General features: G+C 68.1%; 9 protein-coding genes. 7 read left to right on the plus strand and 2 right to left on the minus strand.

Going from position 1 to position 12,255, the window contains the following annotated elements; all coding sequences use genetic code 11:
* Positions 1-301: 301 nt before the first annotated feature.
* The 6 genes from hpnA to FV220_RS21380 all read left to right on the plus strand — a co-directional run bounded on the left by hpnA (position 302) and on the right by FV220_RS21380 (position 7,284).
* Positions 302-1,342: a hopanoid-associated sugar epimerase gene (gene hpnA, locus FV220_RS21355; protein ID WP_056146502.1), complete on the plus strand. Its 1,041-nt coding sequence runs from the start codon at positions 302-304 to the stop codon at positions 1,340-1,342.
* Entirely contained in the window at positions 1,339-2,253 is a 915-nt protein-coding gene (gene hpnC, locus FV220_RS21360; RefSeq protein WP_147833140.1) for a squalene synthase HpnC, read from the plus strand. The genes hpnA and hpnC overlap by 4 nt, the downstream gene beginning before the upstream one ends.
* A complete protein-coding gene (gene hpnD, locus FV220_RS21365; RefSeq protein ID WP_147833141.1) occupies positions 2,250-3,104 on the plus strand; it encodes a presqualene diphosphate synthase HpnD in 855 nt (284 codons plus the stop codon). Before hpnC ends, hpnD begins: the two co-directional genes overlap by 4 nt.
* A complete protein-coding gene (gene hpnE, locus FV220_RS21370) occupies positions 3,104-4,420 on the plus strand; it encodes a hydroxysqualene dehydroxylase HpnE (protein ID WP_147833142.1) in 1,317 nt (438 codons plus the stop codon). Before hpnD ends, hpnE begins: the two co-directional genes overlap by 1 nt.
* 38 nt (positions 4,421-4,458) lie before the next feature.
* On the plus strand, positions 4,459-6,456 hold the full coding sequence (gene shc, locus FV220_RS21375) for a squalene--hopene cyclase (protein WP_056146495.1): 1,998 nt from the start codon (positions 4,459-4,461) through the stop codon (positions 6,454-6,456).
* A 147-nt stretch (positions 6,457-6,603) separates the two neighbouring features.
* On the plus strand, positions 6,604-7,284 hold the full coding sequence (locus FV220_RS21380) for a phosphorylase (RefSeq protein WP_018044392.1): 681 nt from the start codon (positions 6,604-6,606) through the stop codon (positions 7,282-7,284).
* A 95-nt stretch (positions 7,285-7,379) separates the two neighbouring features.
* On the opposite strand, the gene hpnH is transcribed toward FV220_RS21380, so the two are convergent.
* Positions 7,380-8,543, minus strand: coding sequence for an adenosyl-hopene transferase HpnH (gene hpnH / locus FV220_RS21385; protein WP_018044393.1), 1,164 nt, complete (start codon positions 8,541-8,543; stop codon positions 7,380-7,382).
* A gap of 604 nt (positions 8,544-9,147) precedes the next feature.
* Between hpnH and FV220_RS21390 the strand changes: the two genes are divergently transcribed.
* Positions 9,148-11,814: an MMPL family transporter gene (locus FV220_RS21390; protein WP_147833143.1), complete on the plus strand. Its 2,667-nt coding sequence runs from the start codon at positions 9,148-9,150 to the stop codon at positions 11,812-11,814.
* Positions 11,815-11,901: 87 nt separating this feature from the next.
* Here FV220_RS21390 and FV220_RS21395 read toward each other — a convergent pair.
* Positions 11,902-12,255 (minus strand): ChbG/HpnK family deacetylase (locus tag FV220_RS21395; RefSeq protein ID WP_348642100.1); only part of this gene is annotated, 354 nt, incomplete at its 5' end.

A 12,255-nucleotide genomic window follows, 5' to 3' on the forward strand; every position in this document is an offset into this window, starting at 1 on the left:
TTCGGACGCTGACGCTGCCGGACACCTACCAGGACCACAACAGCCCGGAGGCGATGTACGCCGAGGCCGGCCTCGACGCCGACGGCATCGTCAGGACCGTCCAGGCCGCTCTGCCTGAGCAGAAGGCCGGACGCCTGCGTCTCGCCTGACCTGAGGCCCCCGGCGTGTGGCCGCGCACGGAAGTCTCCGTGTGTGGCCGCGCTGCGCTTGTTCGCCCCGCCTAACGATGAGAAAAGGCCGGGCATGATGCCGGTTCGCCCCGGCGCGTCTCCTTGTCCAATCCCCTGACCCTACGAGAGAAATGACAGAGGCCACCCCTTCCGGCAGGTTCGACGAGAGCCGTTACGATGCCGGCCCGGTTCTCATTACCGGAGCGAGTGGGTTCCTCGGTGCCGCCCTCGTGGACGTGTTCCGCAAGGCCGGCTTCTCCGTGCGGATCATGGTGCGGGCCTCGTCGCCGCGCACCAACCTCGTGTGGAACGACGTCGAGATCGTCGAGGGCGACATGCGTGACCGCGCGTCGGTCGCCGCCGCGCTCGCCGGCCAGCGTTACCTCGTCCATGCCGCCGCCGATTACCGGCTCTGGGCGCCGGACCCGGAAGAGATCGTCCGCACCAACCGCGACGGCGCCGTCATCCTCATGGAGGAAGCCCTCCGGGCCGGTATCGAGCGGATCGTCTACACGTCGAGCGTCGCGACCATCAAGCCGCACGACGACGGCACGCCCGCCGACGAGACACGGCCCCTCACCCCCGGCACGGCCATCGGCGCCTACAAGCGCAGCAAGGTCGTCTCCGAGCGCGTCGTCGAGGAGATGGCGGCCCGCAACGGCCTGCCCGTGGTCATCGTCAACCCGTCGACGCCCATCGGCCCCCGCGACGTCAAGCCGACCCCGACGGGCCGGATCATCGTGGAAGCGGCCCTCGGCCGGATGCCGGCCTTCGTCGATACCGGCCTCAACCTCGCCCATGTGGACGACGTCGCCTACGGCCATCTCCTGGCCCTGCGCCATGGCCGCACCGGCGAGCGCTACATCCTGGGCGGCGAGAACGTCCTGCTGTCGCAGATGCTCGCCGACATCGCCGGCATGGTCGGCCGCAAGGCGCCGACCATCAACCTGCCGCGCGCCGTGGTCTACCCGATCGCGTTCATCTCCGAACAGATGGCGCGGATCACCGGGAAGACGCCCTTCGCGACCATCGACGGAATCAAGATGTCGCGCTACCGCATGTTCTTCACCGATGCCAAGGCACGGGCCGAACTCGGCTATTCCGCGCGGCCCTACCGCGAGGGGCTGTCAGACGCCCTCGGCTGGTTCCGCCAATCGGGGTATCTGAAGTGACCGCAACCCTCGACAGCGCGACGGACGCGCGTTCGGGCAAGGGGCACAAGGACGAGAACTTTCCCGTCGCCTCCCACCTGATCCATCCGAAGAATCGCGGCGCGATCCTGGCCTTCTACGATTTCGTGCGTGCGGGCGACGACGTCGCCGACCATGCCGAACTGTCGTCCGAGCGCAAGGTCGAGCTCCTCGACGACCTCGCCGACGCCTTGACCGGCAAGGGGCCCTCCGACCGCGAGGCGGAGCCGCTGAAGCGGGAACTCGCCGCGCGCGGCCTTCCGGCGACGCATGCCCTCGAACTCCTCGACGCCTTCCGCCTCGACGCGCGGAAGAACCGGTATGAGGATTGGGACGACCTCATCGCCTATTGCCGTCTGTCCGCGATGCCCGTGGGCCGCTTCGTCCTCGACATCCACGGCGAGGACCCGGCTGTGGTCTGGGGGCCGTCGGACGCGATCTGCGCCGCGCTCCAGATCATCAACCACCTGCAGGATTGCGCGAAGGACTATCGCCGCAACGACCGGGTCTACCTGCCGCGGGACGTGCTGGAGCGCCACGGCGTCTCCGTGGACGCGCTCGCCGCCGACAAGGCCTCCCCTGCCCTGCGCGCGGCCATCCGTGAACTCGCCGAGCGGACCATGGTCCTCCTCGACGAGGGCGCGGTGCTGCCCGACCTGATCGACGACCTGCGCCTGAGCCTCGAGATCGCGGCTATCCACCGCCTCGCCGTGGTGCTCACGAAGGGGCTGCTCACGCGCGACCCGCTCTCCGAGAACGTCCATCACGGCAAGGCGGGCTTCGCCCTGACGGCTCTGGGCGGAATCGCCTCGACCCTGGCGCGGCGTCCGTTCCGCTCGCGCATCCTGCGCCGACAGTCCACGCGCGTCGCGAGTCAGGGAGCGCAGTCATGAGCGCCACCGCATCACCCGCCCAGGAACCCGCGATGGCGCAGGACGCCGCCCTGCCGGCCGCCGGATCCTCGTTCTACACCGCCATGCGGCTGCTGCCGAAGGATCGCCGCGAGGCGATGTACGCGGTCTACGCCTTCTGCCGTTCGGTGGACGACGTCGCCGACGACGGTGGCCCGGCGCCCGTCCGCGCGGCCGAACTCGACCGCTGGCGCGCCGATATCGATGCCCTCTATGTCGGCAATCCGGCTCCGCGCGTGCGCGACCTCGTGGTGCCCATTCGGCGCTACGGATTGTTGCGCGAGGATTTCCAGGCGGTCATCGACGGCATGGCGATGGATGCGTTCGAGGACATCGTCGCCCCCGACGAGGCCACCCTCGATCTCTATTGCGACCGGGTCGCCAGCGCGGTCGGGCGACTGTCCGTGCGCATCTTCGGCCTGCCCGAGGCCGATGGCATCCGCCTCGCCCATCACGAGGGCCGCGCCCTGCAGCTCACCAACATTCTGCGCGACATCGACGAGGATGCCGAGCGCGGCCGACTCTACCTGCCCCGCGAAAAGCTCGCCGCCATCGGCCTGACCGATCCGACGCCCCAGGCCGCCATCGCTCATCCCCGCATCGGTGAAGTCTGCATCGCTGTGGCGAGGGAGGCGGAGGCCCATTACCGCGACACTTGGACGATCATCGACCGCAATCCCCGCAAGGAGACGAAGGCCCCTCGCCTGATGGCGGCGGCCTACCGGCTCTATCTCGACGCGGTGCTGAAGCGCGGCTGGGCCATGCCCCGCGCGCGCGTGAAACCCTCGAAGCTCGCCCTGCTGGGCGTCGCGCTTCGTCACGGGATCCTGTGATGACGGGACAACAGACCGGAACGGTTCACGTCGTCGGCGCGGGGCTGGCGGGCCTTTCGGCCGCCGTGTCGCTTGCCGAGCAGGGGCGCCGCGTCATCGTGCACGAGGCCGCCAAGCAGGCGGGCGGGCGCTGTCGCTCCTATTTCGATTCGACGCTCGGCCTGACCATCGACAACGGCAACCACCTGCTGCTGTCGGGCAACCGCTCGTCCCTCGACTTCCTGAAGCTGGTGGGCGCCCCCGCCGATGCCCTGACCGGGCCGGACGAGGCCGAGTTTCCCTTCGCCGACCTGAAGACCGGCGAGCGCTGGACCCTGCGGCCGAATGCCGGCCGTGTGCCGTGGTGGGTGCTGCAGGCCTCGCGCCGCGTGCCTGGCAGCCGCGCCATGGATTACCTCGCGCCCCTGAGCATCCTCAGGGCCGCCTCGGGCAAGGCCCCCGGCCGGGCGGGCACGATCGGCGAGCGCATGGAATGTTCCGGACCGCTCTACGAGCGCCTTTGGCATCCGGTGCTGCTCGCCGCCCTCAACACCGATCCGCAGGAAAGCGATGTCGGCCTCGCCGCCACGATCCTGCGCGAGACCCTGGGCGCGGGCGGCGCCGCCTGCCGGCCGCTCATCGCCGTGGGCGGTCTCTCTGTCGCTTTCATCGACCCCGCTTTGGCCTATCTGGCCAAGCACGGCGCCGAGATGCGTTTCGGCCGTCGCCTGCGCGGACTCGGTGCCGATGCGGGCCGTGTCGATACGCTGCTGTTCAGCGACGAATCGATCACACTCGGTCCCGACGATTCGGTGGTTCTGGCCCTGCCGCCCTGGGTGGCGTCCGATCTCCTGCCGGGCCTGGCCGTTCCGCAATCCTACCGCTCGATCGTCAATGCTCACTTCGCGATCCTTCCTCCACAGGGCTCGCCATTATTGCTCGGCGTGGTGAATGGTCTGACGGAATGGCTGTTCGCCTATCCGGACCGACTGTCGGTGACCATCAGCGGGGCCGACCGCCTGCTGGACGTGCCGCGCGAAGACTTGGCGAAGCAGATCTGGGCCGAGCTCTCGACTTTGACCGGACTTGCACCGGAACTGCCAAGCTGGCAGATCGTCAAGGAGAAACGGGCGACCTTTGCGGCAACGCCCAAAGAGGCCGCACGGCGCGCGAGCGCCGTGACGGCCCACGACAACCTCGTCCTGGCAGGCGACTGGACCGCGACCGGCCTGCCATCGACGATCGAGGGAGCGATCCGTTCGGGAACGACGGCCGCACAGGCGCTTCTCAAGGGAGCGCGTGGACGCGGTGAAGCTATGACGCGCGGCGCGGCGTGAGAGAGGGGCCGCGTCAGGCGGCGCTTGAGGCGAGGACGATGCGAGAGGCATTCAAGAAGGTCGAGACGCTCCAGCGTCCCAAGACCCAGGAGATTTCCCTGGACGACGTCGAGCATGGAGTCATGCGGGCGACGCAGGCCCTGACGAATCTCGTCCATGCGGACGGGCATCTGTGCTTCGAGCTCGAAGCGGATGCGACGATCCCGTCCGAATACATCATGTTCCACCAGTTCCGGGCGACGACCATTCCGCCCGACCTGATGGCCAAGATCGGAAACTATCTGCGCCGCACGCAGGGCAAGCATGGTGGCTGGTCGCTGGTCCACGATGGGCCGTTCGACATGAGCGCCAGCGTGAAGGCCTATTACGCGCTGAAGTTCGTCGGCGACTCGATCGAGGCCCCGCATATGCGGCGTGCCCGCGAGGCCATCCTGTCGCGCGGCGGTGCGGCCAATTCCAACGTGTTCACGCGCTTCCTGCTGGCTCTGTTCGGCGAGGTGCCGTGGCGCGCCGTGCCGGTGATGCCCGTCGAGATCATGCATCTGCCGAAGTGGTTTCCCTTCCACCTCGACAAGATCTCGTACTGGGCGCGCTGCGTGATCGTGCCCCTGCTGGTGCTGCAGGCCAAGAAGCCGCTGGCCAAGAACCCCCTCGGGCTCGGCGTCTCCGAATTGTTCGTGACGCCGCCCGACCACGTCCGGTCCTGGCCCGGCAGCCCGCACGCGACCTGGCCGTGGACGCCGATCTTCGGCGCCATCGACCGCCTGCTGCAGGTCACGCAGGATTATTTCCCGAAGAAGCGGCGTCAGCGCGGCATCGACAAGGCCGTGGCCTGGACCAGCGAGCGCCTCAACGGCGAGGACGGTCTCGGCGCCATCTTCCCGGCCATGGTCAACACCGTGCTCATGTACGAGGTGCTCGGCTATCCGGCCGATCACCCGCAGGTTCGGATCGCCTGCGAGGCGGTCGAGAAGCTCGTGGTGGTCAAGGAGCACGAAGCCTACGTCCAGCCCTGCCTCTCGCCGGTCTGGGACACGGCCCTTGCCGGCCATGCCCTGCTGGAAGCCGGCGGACCCGATGCCGAGCATCAGGCACGGCGCGGGCTCGACTGGCTGCGTCCGCTCCAGGTGCTCGACATCAAGGGCGATTGGGCGGCCGGCCGCCCCAATGTCCGCCCCGGCGGCTGGGCGTTCCAATACGCCAACCCGCACTTCCCCGACCTCGACGACACCGCAGTGGTGGTGATGGCGATGGACCGGGCGACGCGCCAGCACGGTCTCGTCGCCGACGTGCCGGATTACGCCGTCTCCATCGCCCGCGCCCGCGAATGGGTCGAGGGTCTGCAATCGAGCGATGGCGGCTGGGCGGCGTTCGACGCCGACAACAACCACCATTACCTCAACAACATCCCGTTCTCGGATCACGGCGCCCTGCTCGATCCGCCCACCGCCGACGTCACGGCGCGCGTCGTCTCGATGCTCTCGCAGCTGGGCGAGACCCGTGAGACCTCGAAGGCGCTCGATCGCGGGGTGAAATACCTCCTCGACGATCAGGAGGAGGACGGCTCCTGGTACGGTCGCTGGGGCATGAACTTCATCTACGGCACCTGGTCGGTGCTGTGCGCCCTCAACGCCGCCGGTGTCGACCCGGCCTCGCCGGAGATCCGCCGGTCGGTGGCGTGGCTCATCCGTATCCAGAACCCGGATGGCGGCTGGGGCGAGGACGCCTCGTCCTACAAGATCGATCCGGCCTTCGAGCCCGGCTACTCCACCGCCTCCCAGACCGCCTGGGCGTTGCTGGCGCTGATGGCGGCCGGCGAGGCCGACGATCCGGCCGTGACGCGGGGCATCAACTACCTCACGCGCACGCAGGGAGCCGACGGCTTCTGGTCCGAGGAGCGCTACACGGCGACCGGATTCCCGCGGGTCTTCTACCTGCGCTACCACGGCTACCCGAAGTTCTTCCCGCTCTGGGCCATGGCGCGCTACCGCAATCTCAAGCGCAGCAACACGCGGTCCGTCGCCTACGGGATGTAGGTTCTCCTCGACCCTCTCCCCTCTGTGGGAGAGGGTGCCTGCAGAGCAGCGGGAGAGGGGGCGACCTCTCCAGAAATCTCCCGACCCTCGCTGACGCCAGGGCCATCCTCCCCCGCAGAGGGGGAGGGAGCGCTGGCTGGACATCCCATGCTTCCCATTCTCGCCGTCACCGGCCTCTCCAAGGAGGCCCGGCTCGCCGCCGGTCCCGGAATCGAAGCCGTGGGGGCCGGCGGGTCGCCCGCGCGCCTGCGTGCGCTGCTCGACGCGCGCGTGACGGCAGGCTGCCGGGCCGTGGTGAGTTTCGGCATCGCGGGAGGACTCGATCCATCCCTGCTCCCCGGCGACGTGGTGATCGCCACCGGCATCGTCGGTGACACGGGACGCCGCGAGACCGATGTCGTCTTGCGCGACGCGATTCACTCCGCCCTGTCGAGAGCCGATCTGACGACATTGTCCGCCGACCTCGCCGGTGTGGACGCGGCGGTCGTGAGCGTGACCGCGAAGGCCGAACTCCATGCCAGCACCGGAGCGGCGGCGGTCGATATGGAATCCCACGTCGCTGCGGACTTCGCGGCCCGCCACGGCATTCCGTTCGCGGCGATTCGCGTGGTCTGCGACCCGGCCGAGCGCGCCCTGCCCGCCTTTGTCACGACGGCGCTAAAGCCGAACGGCGACCCCGACATCCTCGCGGTGCTCACTGCCCTCGGCCGGAACCCGACCCATCTGCCCGCGCTGATCCGGCTGGCGAGGGATTCGGGAAAAGCCTTCGCGGCGCTCTCCCGGTGCCGGGCCACTCTCGGCCCCGGCCTCGGCCTTCCGGACGCCTGACGCGCCCGGACATCATCTCGGCGCACACGAAAAAGCCCCGCGCTGCATCGGCAGCGCGGGGCTTTCGTTTCAGGCACGCATCGCGTGCGGCGGGTTCAGGCCGCCGTGCGGTTGCGCGCCTCGCGCTTGGTGTCGACGCCCGAAGCTTTGATCTCGGACAGCTTCTGCGCGACGTTGCGCGAGAACACGAACTCGGCCGGGCGCTGGTTCTCGAGGCTGACCTCGGGAGCCATCTCGCCTTCGGTCTTGATGCCGCGGATGGCGTGGATCAGCGGCTTCCAGGGCTTCTTCACGGAATCGACCACCGAGGACGCCTCGTAGCCGGAATGGACCATGCAGTCGGCGCACTTCTCGTAGTTGCCGGTGCCGTAGGAATCCCAGTCGGTCTCCTCCATCAGCTCCTTGAAGGTGGCCGCGTAGCCCTCGCCGAGAAGGTAGCAGGGCTTCTGCCAGCCGAACACGGTGCGGGTCGGGTTGCCCCACGGAGTGCAATGGTAGGTCTGGTTGCCGGCCAGGAAGTCGAGGAACAGGCCCGACTGCTGGAAGGTCCAGTTCTGGCGGCCCTTCTCCTTGCCGTGCCGGAACACGCCGCGGAACAGGTCCTTCGTCGCCTTGCGGTTGAGGAAGTGCTGCTGGTCGGGAGCGCGCTCGTAGGCGTAGCCGGGGGAGACGGTGATACCGTCGATCCCGAGCTTCGTCACGGTGTCGAAGAAGTCGGCGATCTTGTCCGCCGAGGAATTGTTGAAGAAGGTGCAGTTGATGGTGACGCGGAAGCCCATCTCCTTGGCCTTCGCGATGGCGGAGACGGCCTTGTCGTAGACGCCGCGCTGGCACACCGACTGGTCGTGCATCTCCTTGTCGCCATCGAGATGGATCGACCAGGTGAAGTACGGGCTGGGTTTGTAGTCCTTGATCTTCTTCTCGAGCAGCAGCGCGTTCGTGCACACGATCGCGAATTTCTTCTGCGCGATGATGCCTTCGACGATCTGCGGCAGATCCTTGTGCAGAAGCGGCTCGCCGCCGGCGATCACGACCATGGGTGCGCCGCACTCACGCACGGATTCCAGGGCGTCGGCCACCGGCAGACGCTTGTTCAGGATCTCGTCCGGATAGTCGATCTTCCCGCAGCCGGCGCAGGCGAGATTGCAGCGGAACAGCGGCTCCATCATCATCACGAGCGGGTAGCGCTTGCGACCGGTGAGGTGCTGCTTGAGAATGTAGCCGCCAATCTTCGCGACGTAACGGAGGGGAATACCCAAGACGCGGCTCCTTGTTTTTGGCCCCGATATGAACCGGTGCATTACCGCGAAAAGCGGCGAAATTCCAGCGCACTAGGCTGGAACAGATCTTGATCCGCCCGCGCGGCCAGCGCACGATGCGTGTTTGAGCGGTGATGGGGCAATACGGCCACAGGGGAGGCGCATGTCGTCGCGCTTCCGATACTGGCGATATCCTGTCCTTATGCCGAACCGTGGTGCTTTTTCCTATTCGGCCAGCGAATGTCAGAACTGCGCGCCCCCACAGCGACGGGTGTCCCGCCCACGGCCTTGGACGACGTTCCGTCGAGGCGTCGACATGGTGCGGTGCGCGGGCGCACATGACTTCGACCGCAGGACAAGAGCATGGGGCCGCGTTGCATTTCCGCCTGCCGATGAGTACGGACACCCTCGTTCGAGGCTGGCCGTCGCAGAGGCATGACACGTCTCGATATACCGCCGGGACTCGTGGATTGCCTCGACAGGTGGTAACCGACCCTTGGACCAAGACCGGTTCCGCGCCGAGATCGTCGCCTGTCGCTCGCATCCGCGAGACCGGCCGGTCTCGTTCAGGTGGGGCCCGCGTCGCTAGTCAGGCAGGATACTTGTGATCGAACGTCTCGTTGCGTTTTCCGTCCAACGCCGCTGGTTGGTCATCGGCCTGGTGGCGCTCCTCACTGTCGGAAGCGCGGCGCTCGCCGCCCATCTCTTCCGGATCAACACCGATGTCGAGCGTCTCATCGACACGGATGTGCCCTGGCGCCAGGACGAGATCAACTACGAGAAGGCGTTTCCGCAACGGACGGGCACCCTCGTCGCCGTCATCGACGGCAAGACGCCCGAGGTCGCCGAACAGGCCGCGGCCACGTTGGCCCAGGCCCTCCTGGACCATCCGAATCAGATCGAGACGGTCTACCGCCCGGATGGCGGCCCGTTCTACGACAAGAACGGCTTCCTGCTGATGCCGCAGGAAGAGCTCACCAAGACCATGGACCAGCTCGTCCAGCAGCAGGGACTGCTCGGTCCGCTCGCCGCCGACCCGTCCCTCCGCGGCCTCATGCGGGTGCTCGGCCTCGGCGCCCGGGGTATCAAGAGCGGCGACGCCAAGCTCGAGGATCTCGACGGTCCGATGACACGGATCGACGAGGTGCTGCGCAAGGTGCTGGCGGGAGAGCCGGCCCGCCTGTCCTGGCAGCTGCTTCTCTCCAACGGCAAGGCCCAGGGTACGGAACTCCGCAAGTTCATCATGATCCAGCCCAAGCTGGATTACGCGGCGCTCCAGCCGGGCGCCGAAGCCTCCGCCCTTGTCCGGCGCATCGCCACCGACCTGAAGATCAACACCCTCGGCGGCCTCGACGCGGCGGACAACCCGCGCATGCGCCTCACCGGCCCGGTTGCCGTGGCGGATGACGAATTCGCCACCCTCGCCGAGGACGCGTTCCTCAACTACAGCGTCACGGCCGGCGCCATCATCCTGTTCGTCTGGCTGGCCCTGCGTTCGGCCTCCCTCGTCGGCGCCGTCCTGATCACCACCTTCGCCGGCCTCATCGTCACCGCGGCCCTCGGCCTGCTGATGGTGGGCGAGCTGAACCCGATCTCCGTGGCCTTCGCCGCCCTGTTCGTGGGGCTCGGGATCGATTTCGGGATCCAGTTCGCGGTGCGATACCGGGCCGACCGGTTCGAGCAACCTGATCTGGCGAACGCCATCCGTGCCGCCGCGCGGGGCGTCGGCTGGTCCTTGAGCCTCGCCGCCATCTCCCTTGTGGCGGGGTTCTTCGCGTTCCTGCCCACGGCGTTCCGCGGCGTGTCCGAGCTCGGCCTCATCGCCGGCGTCGGTATGATCGTCGCCTATCTCTTCTCTCTCACCCTGCTCCCTGCCCTCATCGCGGTGTTCAAGCCGAAGGGCGAAGCGCGGGCCGTGGAGACGACATGGCTCGCCGGCGTCGACCACTGGATCATCCAGAACCGCAAGATCGTGCTCATCATCGTCGGCGTGATCACGGTGGCGGGCATTCCGCTGCTGTTCAAGCTGCCCTTCGATTCCAACCCGATGCACCTGCGCAGCACCAAGGTGGAATCGATCTCGACCTATCTCGACCTGATCAAGGACCCGGAGACGAGCCCCAACCTCATCGACGTGATCGCGCCGAACGTACAGGCGGTGCCCGAGCTCGCGGCCAAGCTGAAGGCCCTGCCCTCGGTCGCCCGGGTGATCGACATCGACACGTTCGTCCCCCCGGATCAGGATCAGAAGCTCGCGACCATCGCCGAGACGGCCGAGCTCCTCGGCCCCATCCTCAACCCGGCGAGGAAGCCGCCGCCGCCCACCGACGCCGACACGGTGAAGGCGCTGAAGGAGGCGGCCACCGCGCTCAAGGGCATCGCCACCGGTGACGCCGCCGGAGCCAAGGCCGCGGGTGCGCTCTCCGGCACCCTCGATTCCCTCGCCACGGCTACGCCGCAGCTGCGTCAGGCCGCCAACGTGGCGGTCACCACCGATCTCGCCACCCTGCTCAACCGCCTGCGCGGCATGCTGGCCCCCGAGAAGGTCACCCTCGCCAACATTCCGCCGAAGCTGAAGGCCGAGTGGATCGCCGCCGACGGCCGCGCCCGGATCGAGGTGCATCCGAGCGGTGACGCCAACGACAATGTCGTGTTGCGCCGTTTCGCCAAGGAGGTGCAGACCGTTGCCCCGCACGCGACCGGCGCGCCAGTGGCGACGACCTCGTCGAGCTACACCATCCTGGGCGCCTTCGTGCAGGCGGCGCTGACGGCGCTGGTGGCGATCTTCATCATCCTGTCGGTGGCCCTGCGGAAGCCCTGGGACGTGGCGATGACCCTCGGCCCGCTGGTGCTCGCCACGCTATGGACGCTGATGGCGCTGCATGTGGTCGGCATGCCGCTCAACTTCGCCAACATCATCGCCCTGCCGCTGATGCTCGCCGTGGGCGTGGCCTTCCACATCTACTACGTCATCGCCTGGCGGGCGGGCGTCACCGACATGCTGGCCTCCAGCCTGACGCGGGCGATCTTCTTCTCCGCCCTGACCACCGGCACGGCCTTCGGCTCCCTGGTTCTGTCGAGTCATCCCGGCACGGCCAGCATGGGCAAGCTCCTCGCCCTGTCGCTGTTCTTCACCCTCATCGCCGCGTTCTTCGTGGTCCCGGCCTTCCTCGGCCCGCCGCCGAAAAAGCCGGACCCGAAGCGCCCCGAGGGCGAGGACGCCGTGGCAGGGTTCAGGGCGGCAAAGCCCGAGCCCGTGGCCGTGAAGTAGGGCCAGGGACCGGTCCGTAAAAAAGCGGCCGTCGCGTGAAGCGACGGCCGCTTTTTCTTTGATGGGGATCCGGTCGCGGTCGACCGCCTACGCGAAATCGGAAAACCCGCCCCTCACCGCCCCGGATGCCGCCAGGGCCGCGATCGTCTCCGGCGCGATCAGGGCGTCACGCTCGGCGGCATAAGCATAGCCGGGTGCCTCGCCCGGAAAGCCGCCGCCGGTGGCGGGATGGGTATAGAGCTCGGTCAGGCCGTCGGGCAGGTGGCGGAGGAGCCCCGCCACGCGCCGCGGTGTCATCGCGCCGGACCATGCCAGCCCCAACGTGCGATCGGGGATCAGCAGGCCTGCCTGACGGGCGCGGACGGCGAGGAGGCCGGCCCAGGGGGCGATGTCGAGGGCGGGTTTCGGATTGGCCCCCGGCTCGGCGGCGCGCAGCACGGC

This window comes from Methylobacterium sp. WL19 (assembly GCF_008040005.1).
GTDB classification, from domain to species: domain Bacteria; phylum Pseudomonadota; class Alphaproteobacteria; order Rhizobiales; family Beijerinckiaceae; genus Methylobacterium; species Methylobacterium bullatum.

What these genes read in the sequence shown, in the direction of transcription:
- hpnA (WP_056146502.1), top strand. Translation starts at nt 302, where the DNA reads ATGACAGAGGCCACCCCTTCCGGCAGGTTCGACGAGAGCCGTTACGAT.
- hpnD (WP_147833141.1), top strand. Translation starts at nt 2,250, where the DNA reads ATGAGCGCCACCGCATCACCCGCCCAGGAACCCGCGATGGCGCAGGAC.
- hpnE (WP_147833142.1), top strand. Translation starts at nt 3,104, where the DNA reads ATGACGGGACAACAGACCGGAACGGTTCACGTCGTCGGCGCGGGGCTG.
- shc (WP_056146495.1), top strand. Translation starts at nt 4,459, where the DNA reads ATGCGAGAGGCATTCAAGAAGGTCGAGACGCTCCAGCGTCCCAAGACC.
- FV220_RS21380 (WP_018044392.1), top strand. Translation starts at nt 6,604, where the DNA reads ATGCTTCCCATTCTCGCCGTCACCGGCCTCTCCAAGGAGGCCCGGCTC.